We start from the raw sequence: 16011 nt of genomic DNA on the forward strand, positions 1-16011 counted from the left end.
CGAAGGTCGCCATTTATGGCGACCTCTGTTAATCCATCACTGAAAATCTTCCGCATCCACGTCGTAACCCGACGGCTCCCAGCGAATCGCCAGTAGCGCCAGTAAGCCAATCAGCGGCGCAAGGAAAATCACCCAGAACACGCCAGTACCAAACGCCGCCACCAGCAGCGGGAAGGCAAACAGCGACACGGTGGAACTGCCGCGCATCAGCGTCTGGTTGAAGCCAACGCCCACGCCGCGCAGCGAAGCCGGATAGCTCAGCGAAGCAAACGTCATGGTGTGCGAGCCGGGACCAAAGCCCTGACCAAACAGGAACAGCGCCAGCATGGCAATCGCCACCGCCGCCTGTTCGCCGCCTTCCGGACGACCAATCAACGCCAATCCCAGCAGCGCCACGCACTGACAAGCGTAACCGGCCACCGACATCTTCCACGCGCCGAGACGCGGCACCAGCCGCACCGCCAGCAAGCCGCCGACAAAGGCAAACAGCAGATTCAGCGCCAGCGATACCAGAATGGTGGTCAGCATCGATTGCGCAAAGAAGCTGGAGATAATCACCGGCAGGCCAAACGCCACCGCGTTATAGGCAAACGACGAGGCGATGGAGGTGACGGTTGCCAGAATGGTACGACGACGATAGACGCCCTGCAGCAGCGCGCCGTAGTTGCGCCAGCTGGCTTTACGTACCGCTTTCTGCGGCGTCAGATCGGCGTCATCCGCCACCTGCGCGTTGATGTTGTAAGAGTTGCGCAGAATCTCCGCCGCGCCTGTGAGGTTGCCCTGATTGGCTGCCCAAATCGGCGACTCACTCATGTAACGGCTGCGAATAGCGATGATCAGCAGCGCAGGCACCGCACCAAAACCCAGAATCAAACGCCACAGCCAATCGGTGTGGCTTTCGGGCAACACCGCATACAGCAGCAGGACCAGCAGGTAGGAAATACTGATCGCCGCGTACCATGTCGGACACCACATCGCCACGCTGGCGGCCTTATTGCCTTGCCCGCGCAGCTTCGAAAACTCGGCGAGAAACGCCATCGCCACCGGTAAGTCGATCCCGACGCCGAGGCCCATCACAAAGCGCGCACCGGCCAGCACATATTCGTTTGGCGCAAACGCACAGGCTAACGCTGCCACCACGAAGAAGAACATGTCGGCCATAAACACGCGATAGCGGCCGATTTTGTCGGTGAGGTAGCCGCCAATCAGCGCCCCAACAATAGCACCGAAGGTAATCGCCGATGCCACCATGCCGGTGCCTGCGGGCGTCAGCTGGAACTCGCGCGTCACGTCTTTGATGCCAAACGCCAATGCACCGAGATCATAGGCGTCAAGGAACACGCCGCCCAGCGCAATCGCGATGACGATGCGCGCGTTGCTGCGTGATTCGTTGCTGTTGTTCACCAGCCCGGAGACATCGGCCGCGCTGCGGATCCATTTGGTCTCACCGGTGGGGACATTCCCTGCCTGCGCGACGTGCGCCGGAGAAGCTAAGTCGGTCATGATGTTTTGTAATTTATTGTAATGAGCGGGACTGTGAGCATAAGCCGCCGTCTTAACATCGAAAATTCCAATTGGTTATATGTGCTGCGTTTTGGTTATAACCGATAGGCAATTGATAGCAAAAAAAGCACGAAGTAAGCCGCTTGACCGCGCCTATCCCCTTTCGCCAGGCTACGCTTGATAGTCACACAATGAAAACAAATGAGGGAAGCGGGATGATAAAGCAGGGTTTATTGGGAATGATGGCATTGGCAATGAGCATGGGTGCAGCGCAGGCGGCGGATCCGGTGAAAGTTGGTTCCAAAATTGATACCGAAGGCTCGCTACTCGGCAACATTATTCTGCAGGTGCTGGACAAACATGGGGTAAAAACCGTCAATAAAATCCAGCTCGGTACCACGCAAGTGGTGCGCGGCGCGATCACCGCCGGTGAGCTGGATATCTACCCGGAATACACCGGCAACGGCGCATTTTTCTTCAACGATGAGAAAGACACGGCGTGGAAGAACGCCCAGCAGGGCTACGAGAAGGTGAAAAAACTCGACGCCGAGAAAAATCATCTGGTATGGCTGACGCCCGCGCCAGCTAACAATACCTGGACGATTGCGGTGCGCGGCGACGTGGCGCAGAAGAACAACCTCAACACGCTGGACGATCTCAGCGCTTACCTGAAAAAAGGCGGCACTTTCAAACTGGCTGCCTCGGCGGAATTTATCGAACGCAGCGATGCCTTACCGGCGTTTGAAAAAGCTTACAACTTCAAACTGGAGCAGGCGCAGCTGCTGTCGCTGGCCGGTGGCGACACCGCCGTGACCATCAAAGCGGCGGCGCAGCAAACCTCTGGCGTGAACGCGGCGATGGCGTACGGCACCGACGGTCCGGTAGCGGCGCTGGGCCTGCAGACGCTGAGCGATCCGAAAGGCGTGCAGCCGATTTATGCCCCTGCGCCGGTGATCCGCGAAAGCGTGCTCAAACAATATCCGGACATCGGCAATTGGCTGCAGCCGGTCTTCAGCAAGCTGGATGAGAAAACCCTGCAGCAGCTGAATGCGCAGATCGCGGTGGATGGTCAGGATGCCAGCCAGGTCGCGAAACAGTGGCTACAGACCAATAAGTTGCTGTAAGCAGTGTCGTCGTTGTTATTCCGACCGCGCCAGCAGCCGGTGCTGCTGGTGTTAATCGCGCTTATCACGCTGGCGCTGTTTGCCTTGCCGCTATTGAGCTTTGCCGCCAATCGGCTGGTCTCTGGCCAGCCGCTGACGTTATGGCAGGTGACCAACAGCATACTGCTGTTCATCCCGTTGCTGTGGCTGTGGCAGAGCTTGTGGTGGCCGCCGCGCCGCATTCACGCGATATCGGTGCTGCTGGCGGCGGAAGTGCTGCTGGCCTTACTCATCTGGCTGGCCGGACAACAGGCCACGCAACTGGCGAACAGCGGGAGCCCGCTGGCGCGCACCGCGTTTGGCAGCGGCTTGTGGTGTGCGGCGGCGCTGGCGCTGCTGCTGGCGGCGGAAGCGGTCCGGCAAATCACTCGCAGTACCCCGTGGCGCATTGTGCTCAACCTGCAAATCTGGCTGCTGCCGTTGGCGCTGTTACTCAGCGGTCATCTTGATCGTCTCTCGCTTTTGAAAGAGTACGCCAACCGCACGGCGGTGTTTGATGCGGCCTTCACGCAGCATTTGTGGCTGCTGGGCGGCACGCTGCTGCCGACGGTAATCATCGGATTGCCGCTCGGGCTGGCGATTGCGCGGCGTCCGCGCTGGCAGAATGCCGCATTTAGCGTGCTTAACCTGATTCAAACGGTGCCGTCGGTGGCGCTGTTCGGTTTACTGATTGCGCCGCTGGCGGGATTGGTGGCGCATTTTCCGCTGCTGGCCCGTTGGGGCATCAGCGGCATCGGTATTGCACCGGCCTTGATTGCGCTGGTGCTCTACGCGCTGCTGCCGCTGGTGCGCAGCGTGGTGGCCGGTTTGCAGCAGGTGCCGCAGGAAGTGCGTGAAACCGCGCGCGGCATGGGCATGAGCGCGTGGCAACAGTTCTGGCACGCCGAACTGCCGCTGGCGCTGCCGGTGTGGCTCTCCGGGCTGCGCGTGGTAGTGGTGCAAACCGTGGGCCTGGCGGTGGTCGCGGCGCTGATTGGGGCGGGCGGATTCGGCGCCATTGTTTTTCAGGGATTGCTGAGCAGCGCGCTGGATCTGGTGCTGCTGGGCGTGATTCCGGTGGTGGCGCTGGCGGTGATTTTTGATGCGCTGCTGCGTTTACTGTCGGCACTGCTGGAGAGACGTCATGATTGAATTTCACCAGGTGAGCAAAGTGTTCGCTGGCAAAGAGGCGATACGTAACCTGTCGCTGAAGATTGAGAAGGGCAGTTTTACCGTGCTGATTGGCACCTCAGGTTCGGGCAAATCGACCACGCTGAAGATGATCAACCGGCTGGTGGAGCACGACAGCGGCGAAATCCGTTTTGCCGGAGAAGCCATCGAAACCATGGATGCGCGCGCGTTGCGCCGCCGCATCGGTTATGCCATTCAGTCGATTGGCCTGTTTCCGCACTGGAACGTAGCGAAGAACATCGGCACCGTGCCCTCGCTGCTCGGTTGGCCGCAGGCGAAGATCAAACAACGCGTCGAGGAGCTGCTGGTGCTGCTCAATCTCGACAGCCATCTGGCGACGCGCATGCCGCATCAGCTGTCGGGCGGACAGCAGCAGCGCGTCGGCGTGGCGCGTGCGCTGGCGGCCGATCCCGAGTTGCTGCTGATGGATGAACCTTTCGGTGCGCTCGATCCGGTTAACCGTCTGGCGCTGCAACACGAGATGCTGCGCATTCAGAAAATGTCCGGTCGCACCGTGGTGCTGGTGACGCACGACATCGACGAAGCGCTGACGCTGGCCGATCAGCTGGTGCTGATGGACGGCGGCGAAATCGTGCAGCAGGGCAGGCCAATCGATCTGCTGACGCAGCCGGTGAACGACTTTGCCCGCGAGTTCTTTGGTCGCAGCGAGCTCGGCGTGCGTTTGCTGGCGCTGGGACGTGCGGGCAGCGCGGCGCGACGCGGTGAATGGCTGGACGCCGAACCGATTGCCGAATCGCTGACGCTGCGTGAAGCGCTGTCGCAATTTATTGCGCGCCGTACCGATAAATTGCCGGTGATCGATCAGCAGCAACAGCCGCTGGGCGTGCTGCACTTCAGCGATCTGCTGCGCCAGCGGGAGGCGAGCTGATGCGGCTGTTACGCGATCCGCTCTACTGGCTGCTGGCGGACTTTCTGCTGCTGCTGTGGGGCTTGCCGCACAGCGGTCCGCTGTTTGCTCACTGGTTTCCACAGCTCGAGCGTCCGCTGTATCAGCAGGAGAGTTTCTGGCGGCTGGCGCTGGCGCATCTGGCGTTGGTGGTCAGCGGCAGCCTGCTGGCGTTGCTGGTCGGCGTTGGCTGTGCGGTGTTTGCTACACGTCACGCCGGGCGCGCCTTTCGTCCGCTGCTGGAAACCGTGGCGGCGGCCGGGCAAACCTTTCCGCCGGTTGCGGTGTTAGCGATTGCGGTGCCAGTGATGGGGTTTGGTGCCACGCCCGCGGTGATGGCGCTGTTTATCTACGGCTTGCTGCCGATTTTGCAGGGCACGCTGGCAGGTTTAGATAGCGTACCGGCCAGCAATCGTGAAATCGCGGTCGGCCTCGGCATGGGGCCGTGGCGACGCTTGTGGCAGATTGAGCTGGCGCTGGCGGCACCGGTGATCATGGCGGGCGTGCGAACCTCGGTGATGATCAACATCGGCACGGCAACTATCGCCTCTACGGTGGGCGCGGAGAGTCTGGGATCGCCGGTGATAATCGGTCTTAGCGGCTTTAACACCGCCTATGTGATTCAGGGCGCGCTGCTGGTGGCGCTGCTGGCGTTGATTTGCGATCGCCTGCTAGAGCGCGTGCAGCGCAAACTTAGTGGGTATGCACAATGAGGCTGTAGCCGACCAGCATCATGCCGCCCATGCCGCCAAGCGCCATGATGGCAAACAGGGAACCGATAAGGAGTTTATTCCAGTTCATGAGGAGACCTGAGAAAAGAAATTTAGGGCGGCATGATAACGCGCACACCACGCCAGGCAAAGGCCGTGTGTGCGATTTTACTTATGCGGGATCGTGCAGGTGAATGGCAAAACCCTGCGCCTGCCAGTGTTCAAACTGCTCGACCTGACGACGCGTCGGCTTTTTGCCGGTCCAGATAAACAGGTTTTGTCCGGGGAATAACTCAGGGCGCGGCATGTCCAGCGGCTCCGCCAGCACATCCATGCGCCAGCCTTGCTGTGACAAACGCCAGGCTTCCAGCCAGATGCGGGTACGATCTTCCACCGCCCAACCCAGCATCAAGGCATCTTTACCGGCTTTTTTACGTCCACAGGCCAGACAAAACGCCACATAATCAATCAGCGCGCCATCAAGCAGACTGCACATGGTGCGCGCGGTGTTCTGATCTAAACCAAGACGCTGGCGAACCGGCACGAACACGTGATCGATTAACGCATCCACCGGATGTTCCCGGCCAATATTGGCAATTTTAACGCGCAATTTCGCCGGGCGAACGTGGCGCAGTACGCTCATCAACTCTTCCTGCAGCGCCGACCAACCGTCATCCACATTGACCGTCGCGCCTTCCAGCAACGCTTTCACTTTGCCAACGGGCACGCCGCTCTCTATCCAGCGTTTTATCTCTTCGATACGCTGAACATCTTCATCATCAAACTGCCGATGACCACCTTCGGTACGCTGGGGTTTTAACAGACCGTAACGTCGCTGCCAGGCGCGAAGCGTTACCGGGTTGATTCCACAGCGTTCGGCCACATCCCCGATACTGTATAAGGCCATAAAGTCCTCAAAAATTCTGACCTGCATAACAACACCTTAACCCCCACGACTGGGTTGTACAATGATTTTTTAATTGTACAACTTGACCGCTTTATTTATTTAAGGTCATATCTCATATGTGAGATTTATTTCCCGTATATGAGAGGTGAAGATGTCTGCTTCGGATACCGACGATCGACTGGCGGCGCGACTGGCTGAATTACGCGTACAACGCGGTTGGTCATTAGATGAATTGGCGATGGCGACCGGCATCAGTCGGGCGTCATTGTCGCGCATTGAACGCGCCGAAACGAGCCCCACAGCCGCTTTGCTTAACCGCCTTTGCGTGGCCTACGGCTTGACCATGTCGCGCCTGCTGAGCGAGGTGGAAGAGGAGGCCGCGCTGCTGCTGAAAGCGGCGCAACAGCCGGTATGGCGCGATGACGCCAGCGGCTTCCAGCGCCGCAACGTATCACCGCCCGCCAGCCACTTTAAAGCGGAAGTGGTGGAAGGTGTGCTGCGTCCTGGCGCGCGCATTGATTACGATGCGCCGCCGATTCAGGGACTGGAGCAGCACATCTGGCTGCAATCAGGCGAGCTGACCATCAGCATGAACGATCAGCACTGGACGCTGCAGGCAGGCGACTGTCTGCGCTTTCATCTCACCGGCAAATCCGCGTTTGCCGCCCATGCCGAAGGCGGCGCGCGCTACATTTTGGTGGTATGCAAACCATGATTGACATCGAACCTCTCAGCGCCACCCAGGCGCAGCCGCTGCTGGCGGCATTATGTGATGTGCTGCAGGGCTGCGTCGCCGATGGCGCCAGCGTGGGCTTTATTGATGCAGACGATCGCGCGGCCATTGAGCGCTTCTGGCAGGACAAAATTTACAGCCTGGCGAGCGGCGACAATCAGTTGCTGGTGGCGTATCAGCAGGGCGTGATTGTGGCGACGGTGATGGTGGGATTCAGCGCAATGCCGAACGGTCGCCATCGGGCGGAGATCAGTAAGCTGCTGGTGCATCCCCGCGCCAGACGTCAGGGCATCGCGCGCCGCCTGATGCAGCAGGCGGAACAGCTGGCGGCACAGCAGGGGAAAACCCTGCTGGTGCTGGATACGCGCAGCGGCGACGTGGCAACCACATTGTATTTGTCGATGGATTGGCAGATTGCTGGGTCGATTCCGCTGTATGCCGAGTCAACCGAAGGTGTGCTGGATTCGACTACGGTGATGTATAAGGTGTTGGGGTGATTGTGAATGTGATTGTGATTGTGCTCGCTGTCCCCCTCCTCGGTCCTCCCCCATAAATGGGGGAGGAAGATGCTGCCATATGTCAGTGTTGAAGCTGCATGTGGCAGCGTCTCCTTCCCCCGCTTGCGGGGGAAGGCCGGGATGGGGGACAGCGAGCACAGACCAGGCACAGCGAGCACAGACCAGGCACAGCAAGCACAATTCCAAAATGCACCAACTCAGTGCGGTCCTTCCGCCTCGCCAATCCCCAGCGCCTGCATAAACAGCCGGATAATCGGGTTTATTTTGCGGCCCTTCTTCATCATCAAACAAAACGGGTTTTCACGGCGAGTCGAATCATCACCCAACTCACACAGCTGCCCACGCGCAATAAACGCGGCGGCATAATGTTCCGGTAAATAACCAATAAAATGGCCGGTTAAAATCAGCATGGCGACAGATTCAACCTGAACCGCCTGCACGCCGCTGTCCTGTAAGGGAATGATGCGACGATCGTCGCGCGGCGTCACATATAAATGATTAATAATTTTCTGCTCACGTAATATGTCCAGCGATATATTTTTATCGCACGATCCAGAATATAAAGGATGTGACATAGAGCAATATAATTTTGAATATTCCTTATAAAGCGGGAAGTAATCAAAATCACTTTTCATTTCATAAACCGGTGCAATACCACAATGAAAACGGCCTTCACTGATGCCGCGCTCAATATCATCTAATTGCGCGGTTTGCAGTCGAATTTGTACCTTTGGCGCTTTCTGGTGCAGCTGTTGCACCGCTGCGGTGACCGGAGATTGCGGGTCGGAGATGGTGTTATCCACCACGCAAATGGCAATGTCGCCCAGCAGTTCGTTGCGGCTGTTGTGCAGCCGCTCGCGAAACAGATTCAGCGAGACGAACAGCTCCAGCGTGGCCTGGTAGACGTTGATGCCGTACTGCGTCAGCTCAAAACCTTCGCGTCCGCGGCTGCATAACGTCATGCCGAGACGAATTTCCAGATCGGAAACCTGTTTACTGATCGCCGCCAGACCAATATTCAATTCGTGGCTGGCAGCAGTTAATCCGCCCGCTTCTACCACGCATTTAAATACCCGCAGTAATTTTAAATCGATATTACTCAGTGCCAGAACCGCATTATCGCTGCGATTATTTGCATTGTTTCCGGACTGGGAAACTTTACTTTCCATTTTTGCTATTCAACTCCGGAATAATTGCGGTGAAAGTACAGTGAACCTGAAATAGGCCCTATTTACCAGTGTAGCCATAAAATAAGTTTTTATTATTTCAACTGGCTCATCCATATCTTTTTCATATCGCTGATGATTATCTGTAAGGGGAAATAGCATGTCTGATAATGCCGAACTGTTATGGGGCGCGCGTTTTAAAGCGGCACCGGCGGCGAGTTTAACCGCGCTGTCTCGTAGCCCGGATTATTACTTTGCATTGGCACCTTACGATCTGGCGGGCTGCCGGGCGCATGCCCGTGAACTGGCGCGCGGCGAGCTGCTGAGCGCCGAAGAGCTCAGCACCATGCTGGCGGCCATTGACGCGTTAGACGCCGATTATCGCGCCGATCAGCTGCATCCGATTGCCGCCGACGAAGATGTGCACACCTTTATCGAACGCGCGCTGACCGAGCGTTTAGGTCCGCTGGGCGGCAAGCTGCGCGCCGGGCGTTCGCGTAACGATCAAACCGTTAACGACCTGCGTCTTTACCTGCGCGACAACGGTCGCAAGGTGGTGAGCGCGTTGCTGGCCTTGCAGCAGGCGCTGGTCGAGCAGGCGGCACAGCACACCGAAAGCGTCGCGCCTGGTTTCACGCATCTGCAGCAGGCGCAGCCGATTGTTTTTGGTCATCAACTTTTGGCTCACGCGCAATCCTTTGCCCGCGATATTGAACGTATGCAGGATTGGGATCGCCGCAGCGCACGCTGTCCGCTCGGTGCCGCTGCGATGGCCGGTTCCGCCATTGCGCGCCAGCCGGAGCAGGCCGCCGCCGATCTTTCCTATCTCGCGCCGTGCGAAAACTCCATTGATGCCGTTGCCAGCCGCGACTATGCCGCTGAATTCCTGTTTGTAACCAGCATGATCGGCATCAACCTGTCACGCCTGTGCGAAGAAGTGTGCATGTGGGCATCGCGCCAGTTCCGCTGGGTCGAGCTGCATGACAGCTACGCCACCGGCAGCTCCATCATGCCGCAGAAGAAAAACCCGGACATCGCCGAACTGACGCGCGGCCGCGCTGGCCGCCTGGTCGGCAATCTGATGGCGCTGCTCACCACCATGAAAGCGATGCCGCTCTCCTACAACCGCGATCTCAGCGACGACAAACGCAACGTGATTGATGCGGTGGATACGCTGCTGCTGGTGCTACCGGCGATGGCAGGCATGATGGCGACGCTGAAATTCAACACCGACGTGATGCGCCAGCAGGCACCGGACGGCTTCACGCTGGCGACCGAAGTGGCCGACTGGCTGGCGATGCGCGGTGTGCCGTTCCGCGAGGCGCATGAGATCACCGGCCAGCTGGTGCAGCTGTGCGAGCGCGAAAACTGCGGTCTGTCGGATCTCAGCGATGCGCAACTGCAGGCGGTGGATGTCCGCTTAACGCCGGAGGTGCGCAGTGCGCTGACGCTGGAAGCCGCGCTGGCGGCTCGTAGCGGCTACGGCGGTACCGCACCGGCACGCGTACGTGAGCAGCTGGCACGTCTGCAAACCCTGATGCAGGACCAGCAGCGCTGGACCGACGATTACGCTGGCCCACGCGCCTGAGGAGAACTTATGTCGCAATCAACGCCGATTGAGCCGGGTTTGAACAACAGCCGCGAGCAGACGCATTACGATCTCGATCGTTACCAAGTGGTGCCGCGCCGTTACTACGGCCGTATCACCGCGTCGGCGGTGATTCTGCTGCTGCTGGCGCTGCTGGTAAACGCCTTTGCGCACGGCAATATCGAATGGTCGTTTGTCGGCCAGTTCTTTACCGCCCAGGCGATTCTTAACGGCGTGGTCAACACGCTGATCATGTCGGTGCTGGCGATGGGGCTCGGCGTACTGTTTGGCGTCATCACCGCCATCATGTACATGTCGCCGAATCCGGTGCTGCACTACATCGCCGTGGGCTACGCGTGGATTTTTCGCGGCACGCCGCTGATTCTGCAGCTGCTGCTGTGGTTTAACCTCGCGCTGGTGTTTCCCACCATCAGCATTCCCGGCGTGTTCAGCGTGCAAACCGTCACCATCATGACGCCGTTTCTCGCCGCGCTGCTCGGTTTGAGCATCAATCAGGGCGCGTACACCTCGGAAGTGGTGCGCGCGGGCCTGCTGTCGGTGGATACCGGGCAATACGAAGCGGCGAAAGCCATCGGCATGCCGCGTCTGCAGGCGCTGCAGCGCATCATTCTGCCGCAGGCGATGCGCGTGATTCTGCCGCCGGTCGGCAACGAATTTATTAGCATGATCAAAACCACCAGCCTCGCCAGCATGATTCAGTACTCCGAACTGCTCTACAACACGCAAACCATCTACTTCGCCAACGCGCGCGTCATGGAACTACTGTTCGTGGCAGGCATTTGGTACCTGATTGTGGTCACGGTGTTGTCGTTTGGACAGAGCCGACTGGAACGTTATTTCTCACGCGGCCATCGTCAGCGTCAGTAATCAGGAGCCCAACATGAGAAACATCGTGCGCGCCGTTAAGGTGAACAAATATTTCGACCAGTTCCACGCCCTGAAGGATGTCAGCCTCGAAGTGAACTACGGCGAGGTGATGTGCATCCTCGGCCCATCCGGTTCCGGCAAAAGCACCTTTTTGCGCTGCATTAACCAGCTGGAGAAGGTCGATAAAGGCGGAATTTGGGTCGACAACGAGCTGGCGGGCTATCGCATCGCCGGTAACAAGCTGCATGCGCTAAGCGACAAGCAGATTGCGCGCCAGCGCCTGCAAACCGGCATGGTATTCCAGCGTTTTAACCTGTTCCCACACAAAACCGCGCTGGAGAACATCATCGAAGGGCCGTGTCGCGTGCTGCTGCGCCCAAGGCGCGAAGCCAGCGAAGAGGCGATGGCGCTGCTCGATCGCGTTGGTCTGGCGCACAAAGCGCACGACTATCCGCAGTCGCTCTCCGGCGGCCAGCAGCAGCGCGTGGCGATTGCTCGTGCGCTGGCGATGAAACCCAAACTGATGCTGTTTGACGAACCCACCTCGGCGCTGGATCCGGAGATGGTGGGCGAAGTGCTGGCGGTGATGCGTCAGCTGGCAAAAGAGGGCACCACCATGCTGGTGGTCACCCACGAAATGGGCTTTGCCCGTGAGGTGGCCAATCAGGTGGTGTTTATGGACGAGGGACGGATTATCGAGCAGGGCGCACCGGAAGACATTCTGCTGAACCCGCAAAATCCACGGATGAAAAACTTTATTAACGCGATTCTTCTTTAAACATTACCGGGGTGAATATGAAAAAGCTGTTATTGAGTGCCATCAGTGCCGCCGTATTGCTGCAATCCTCTGCCTGGGCAGACATCGCCGTACCCGCGGCGATCAAAGAGAAAGGGCTGACGGTAGCGATCATGCCGAACTATCCGCCAATGGATTTTAAAGATCCGGCGACCAACCAGCTGACCGGCGTGGATTACGACCTCGGCCAGGCGATTGGTGAAAAACTCGGCGTGAAGATCAACTGGCAGGAGATCGCCTTCGAACAGATGGTGAACGCGGTGGTGACCAGGCGCGTCGATCTGGTGATGTCTGGCATGACGGACACCAAAGAGCGTCAGCAGGTGGTGAACTTTATCGATTACTTCAAAACCGGCCCGCAGTTCTACACCCAATCCGCGCGCAGCGACATCAACAGCGCGATGGATCTGTGCGGTAAGAAAGTCGGTACCAGCCGTCGCACCACCTTCCCGCAGGAGATTGCCAACTGGTCAAAAGCGCACTGTGAAGCGGCCGGTAAGCCGGCGATCATTGTGGTAGGTGCTGAAGGCACCGCCGATGCGCGCACCCAGCTGCGTCAGAACCGTCTGGATGGCGTGGTGCAGGGCAGTGAAACGCTGCCGTACATCATGGATCTGGAAAAGGGCAAATATAAGGCGCTGGATAAAGCCTTCTCCTTCCAGTACACCGGCATGGCGATTGGTAAAGATGCGGGCGAGCTGACCACCGCGATTCAGGCGGCGATCGACGCGATGATTGCTGATGGCTCTTACCAGAAAATCCTCGGCAAATGGGGTCTGGCAGACAACGGCGTGGCGAAGGCGACCGTCAACCAGGGCTAAGGAGCGCGCAGATGCAACAACCGGGCGCAGTGCGCTGGCCGCAGGGTAAACGCGGCTGTATGGCGCTGGCGTTTGACCTCGACGGTCCCACCGGCGATGCCATGCTGAATGGCAGCCTGTGGTCAACGCCAGAATATTTTACCTTTGGGGCTTACGGGCCGTACCGCGCGCTCGGGCGTCTGCTTGACCTGCTGCGCGCCTTCCACCTTCCCGCCACCTTCTTTGTGCCGGCGTGGGTGGTGGAGCAGTGGCCGCAGCAGTGTCAGGCGATTATCGAACAGGGCCACGAAGTGGCCTATCACGGCTATCGCCACGAATCCTTTTGGGCGATTTCACCGGATGAACAGCGCGCAGTCATGGCGAAATCCGCTGAAGTCTTTCACCAGCATCTGGGCATCACCGCCTGCGGTTTTCGTACGCCGTCGGGCGACTGGCATGCGGAAACGCCACAAATCCTGCGTGACGCGGGCGTGATCTACTCCAGCAGCATGCGCGGCGACGATCGCCCCTACAGCATTCCGGTGGCGGGCCATACGCCGCTGGTGGAGATCCCCGGTAAGTGGGAGATGGATGATTACGCCTCGCTGGCCTACACGCGCCAGCCCGACTTCCCCAAAGGCGGCGACCGCATCGCCAGCTATGCGCACACGCGTGATAACTGGCAGCGCGAGTTCGATGGCGCGATGGATGAAGGCTTGTGCCTCACCACGCTGTTCCACCCGAAAATCTCCGGCCAGCCGGGACGCTTGCTGCTGCTGGAACAGCTGTTTGCACATATGACGGCGCGCGATGACGTTTGGTTTGCGCGCTGCGACGCGGTGGCGCAGTGGTATTTGCAGGAGCAACAGCATGACTGAACCTTCACGCTGGCCGCTGGGTTTCCAGTCGGCGGCGATCCTCACCATCGATTTCAACGATATTCACGGCATTCTCACTCAGGCTCCGGCAGTGGCGGGGCGCGATAAAACGCTGTCGGTGTGGCGCTACGGCACACTGCGCGGCGTCGATCGCCTGCTGGCGCTGCTGGCAGAAAAGCAGCTCAAAGCCAGCTGGTGTATGCCCGCGATTGTCGCCGAACAGCAGCCGGAACTGGTGCAGCGCATCGTGACCGGCGGCCATGAAATCGCCTGCAGCGGCGATAGCCACGAAGATTTCTCGCTGTTGACGCTGGAGCAGCAGATCGCCAGCGTGACGCGCGGCTGCGACAAGCTGGCGCAGATAACCGGACGCAAAATCACGGGGTTCCGCACGCCCGCCGGGCAGTGGAAACCGGGACTGGCGCAGGCGTTGATCGCACGCGGCATTCAATGGTCATCGAGCTGGCGCGGCGACGATATGCCGTATTTCCATCCCGGTACGCGTTTGGTGGAATTGCCGATGCACTACACGCTGGAAGATGAGCCGTACTTCGCCTTTAACCTCAGCCCGGCTATTCCGCCGGGACAATCGCGCATCGCGCCGTATGGCGAAACCCTGGCGAATATGACGCAGGATTTCCACGGCTTCCACCGCTTTGGCCTGTGCTACTTGCTGCGCCTGCATCCGGAAATCATCGGCACCGCCGGACGTATTGGCCTGCTGCGGGCGCTGCTCGACATGCTGCAACAGCACAATGTGTGGATTGCCACCGCTGAGCAGGCGGCGGCGCACTGGCAGACGCAGCCGGATAACGATGTCTGCCATCCGGCGGAGGTGTTTACCCGCATCACTGGAGGTGCGCATGGCGAACTCGCTTGATCAACTGGCGGCCTTTATCGCCGGGACGCGTTTTGCACAACTGCCTGAACCGCTGGTGGAGCAGGCGAAACGCCATCTGCTCGATACGCTCGGTGCTTCGCTGGCGGGCTGCGACAGCCCGATCTGGCGCGAGTGTCTGGCGCTGGTGCAGGCCGAAGGTGGCCGCGAACAGGCGCAGATTTGGGGTAGCGCGCAGCAGGCCAGTCCGCGTCAGGCGGCGTGGCTGAACGGTGTGGCGGCGCACATGTATGAACTCGACGATACCGGCGGCTGCGATCACTCCGGTGCGGTGGTGATCCCGGCGCTGCTGGCGGCTTTGCCGCTGGCGACGCAGCCGGTGGACGGGCAAGCGCTGCTGGTGGCGATGGTGATCGGCTATGACGTCGGCCGCCGCGTGTTAGAAGCCTGCGGCGGTTACTCGGCGCACAACGGCGCAGGCTGGCACTCTACCGCCAGCTGCGGGGTGTTTGGTGCGGTGGCGGCGGTGTGTTCGCTGCTGCAGCTCGACCGCGCGCAGTGTGCGTCTGCGCTGGGCATTGCCGCCAGCTTCAGCGGCGGTTTGTGGGGCTTTATTCACGACGGATCGCACACCAAAAAACTGCATGCCGCGCGCGCAGCAGAAGGCGGCGTGCAGGCCGCGCTGCTGGCACAAAGCGGTATCAACGGCCCTTCAGCGGTGTTTGAACCGCGCTGGGGCGGCTTCCTGCAAACCTTAGCGGCGGAAACCCAGCAGCCGCAGGCCTTGACGGCCGATCTCGGTGAGGTATGGAAACTGGCGCGCTGCTCAATCAAACCCTACGCTTCGTGCCGTGGCACCCACGCGGCTATTGATGCGCTGGGAATCCTGCTGCAACAGCATGATGTGCGGGTAGAGCAGATTGCGCGCATCGTGGTGGGCGTTAATCCGTTCCTGCTGGAGATGTGCGGCGGACGCGAGTTACACAGCCTGGCGGCGGCGCAGATGAGCCTGCCGTATGCGCTGGCGGCGCGCGCGCTGTACGGCTCGGCGGAGCTGGCCAGTTATGACGACGCCAAACGCCTGCATCCCGATGTGGAAGCGTTGCTGGCACGTATTGAGCTGGTGATCGATGAGCAGCAGAGCCGCGACGACGAGCCGTGGGTGCGGCTGGAAACCGGGCAGGGCGCGCAGTGGCAGCAGCATGTGCCGGTGCCGTCAGGCGCGCCAACCAATCCGCTCACGCTGGATGCCTTGCTGGCGAAATACCGCAGTTTGGCCGCGCGCGTATTGCCGCTGGAGCAGGTCGAACGGCTCGAGGCGGTGTGTCTGGAGCTGGATGAAGTGGCGGATGTGCGGGAAGTGGTGGGGTTGTTGGGGATTGGGTGATTTTCCCCTTTTGGCGTGTGCTCGCTGTCCCCCATCCCGGCCTTCCCCCATAAATGGGG

The 16011-nt window shown here is 59.6% G+C and carries 16 protein-coding genes; 13 read left to right on the forward strand and 3 right to left on the reverse strand.

What is annotated here, in order from left to right; genetic code table 11:
• Positions 1-36 precede the first annotated feature (36 nt).
• Positions 37-1503, reverse strand: a complete 1467-nt coding sequence (locus tag ACYAC5_RS06315; protein WP_271460017.1) for an MFS transporter — start codon at positions 1501-1503, stop codon at positions 37-39.
• A 215-nt stretch (positions 1504-1718) separates the two neighbouring features.
• Between ACYAC5_RS06315 and osmF the strand changes: the two genes are divergently transcribed.
• From osmF to ACYAC5_RS06335, 4 genes are read left to right on the forward strand one after another with little or no spacing between them, the layout of a single operon-like run.
• Positions 1719-2627: a glycine betaine ABC transporter substrate-binding protein OsmF gene (gene osmF, locus ACYAC5_RS06320; RefSeq protein WP_101763148.1), complete on the forward strand. Its 909-nt coding sequence runs from the start codon at positions 1719-1721 to the stop codon at positions 2625-2627.
• A 3-nt stretch (positions 2628-2630) separates the two neighbouring features.
• Positions 2631-3797 carry an ABC transporter permease gene (locus ACYAC5_RS06325; RefSeq protein ID WP_101763147.1) on the forward strand — a complete coding sequence of 389 codons (1167 nt, stop codon included), beginning with the start codon at positions 2631-2633 and terminating at the stop codon, positions 3795-3797.
• Positions 3790-4725 (forward strand): ABC transporter ATP-binding protein, encoded by a 936-nt coding sequence (locus tag ACYAC5_RS06330; RefSeq protein WP_277974671.1) that lies wholly within the window; start codon positions 3790-3792, stop codon positions 4723-4725. Before ACYAC5_RS06325 ends, ACYAC5_RS06330 begins: the two co-directional genes overlap by 8 nt.
• The gene (locus ACYAC5_RS06335; RefSeq protein ID WP_462062603.1) at positions 4725-5456 is read left to right on the forward strand and encodes an ABC transporter permease; all 732 of its coding nucleotides are present in this window, start codon (positions 4725-4727) and stop codon (positions 5454-5456) included. Before ACYAC5_RS06330 ends, ACYAC5_RS06335 begins: the two co-directional genes overlap by 1 nt.
• Positions 5457-5625: 169 nt before the next feature.
• Here the strand turns inward: ACYAC5_RS06335 and ACYAC5_RS06340 are convergent, their stop codons facing one another.
• The gene (locus ACYAC5_RS06340; RefSeq protein WP_101763312.1) at positions 5626-6360 is read right to left on the reverse strand and encodes a MerR family transcriptional regulator; all 735 of its coding nucleotides are present in this window, start codon (positions 6358-6360) and stop codon (positions 5626-5628) included.
• Between the two features lie 151 nt (positions 6361-6511).
• Here ACYAC5_RS06340 and ACYAC5_RS06345 point away from each other — a divergent pair, with 151 nt between their 5' ends.
• A complete protein-coding gene (locus tag ACYAC5_RS06345; RefSeq protein WP_277974673.1) occupies positions 6512-7075 on the forward strand; it encodes a helix-turn-helix domain-containing protein in 564 nt (187 codons plus the stop codon).
• Positions 7072-7590, forward strand: a complete 519-nt coding sequence (locus ACYAC5_RS06350; protein WP_277974674.1) for a GNAT family N-acetyltransferase — start codon at positions 7072-7074, stop codon at positions 7588-7590. Before ACYAC5_RS06345 ends, ACYAC5_RS06350 begins: the two co-directional genes overlap by 4 nt.
• 218 nt (positions 7591-7808) lie before the next feature.
• Here ACYAC5_RS06350 and ACYAC5_RS06355 read toward each other — a convergent pair whose 3' ends face one another.
• Entirely contained in the window at positions 7809-8780 is a 972-nt protein-coding gene (locus ACYAC5_RS06355) for a LysR family transcriptional regulator (protein ID WP_192236582.1), read from the reverse strand.
• A 157-nt stretch (positions 8781-8937) separates the two neighbouring features.
• Between ACYAC5_RS06355 and argH the strand changes: the two genes are divergently transcribed.
• The 7 genes from argH to ACYAC5_RS06390 are packed head-to-tail and all read left to right on the forward strand — an operon-like array spanning position 8938 to position 15952.
• On the forward strand, positions 8938-10365 hold the full coding sequence (gene argH / locus ACYAC5_RS06360) for an argininosuccinate lyase (RefSeq protein ID WP_192413951.1): 1428 nt from the start codon (positions 8938-8940) through the stop codon (positions 10363-10365).
• A 9-nt stretch (positions 10366-10374) separates the two neighbouring features.
• Positions 10375-11253, forward strand: coding sequence for an amino acid ABC transporter permease (locus tag ACYAC5_RS06365; RefSeq protein ID WP_101763141.1), 879 nt, complete (start codon positions 10375-10377; stop codon positions 11251-11253).
• A gap of 13 nt (positions 11254-11266) precedes the next feature.
• Positions 11267-12031: an amino acid ABC transporter ATP-binding protein gene (locus tag ACYAC5_RS06370; protein WP_008102604.1), complete on the forward strand. Its 765-nt coding sequence runs from the start codon at positions 11267-11269 to the stop codon at positions 12029-12031.
• Positions 12032-12048: 17 nt separating this feature from the next.
• The gene (locus ACYAC5_RS06375; RefSeq protein ID WP_137385435.1) at positions 12049-12870 is read left to right on the forward strand and encodes an ABC transporter substrate-binding protein; all 822 of its coding nucleotides are present in this window, start codon (positions 12049-12051) and stop codon (positions 12868-12870) included.
• Between the two features lie 11 nt (positions 12871-12881).
• Positions 12882-13727: a polysaccharide deacetylase family protein gene (locus ACYAC5_RS06380; protein WP_101763139.1), complete on the forward strand. Its 846-nt coding sequence runs from the start codon at positions 12882-12884 to the stop codon at positions 13725-13727.
• Positions 13720-14607, forward strand: a complete 888-nt coding sequence (locus ACYAC5_RS06385; RefSeq protein WP_277974676.1) for a polysaccharide deacetylase family protein — start codon at positions 13720-13722, stop codon at positions 14605-14607. The genes ACYAC5_RS06380 and ACYAC5_RS06385 overlap by 8 nt, the downstream gene beginning before the upstream one ends.
• Positions 14591-15952 carry an MmgE/PrpD family protein gene (locus ACYAC5_RS06390; protein WP_192413946.1) on the forward strand — a complete coding sequence of 454 codons (1362 nt, stop codon included), beginning with the start codon at positions 14591-14593 and terminating at the stop codon, positions 15950-15952. The genes ACYAC5_RS06385 and ACYAC5_RS06390 overlap by 17 nt, the downstream gene beginning before the upstream one ends.
• Positions 15953-16011: the final 59 nt, after the last annotated feature.

The organism is Pantoea sp. y20, assembly GCF_054903455.1.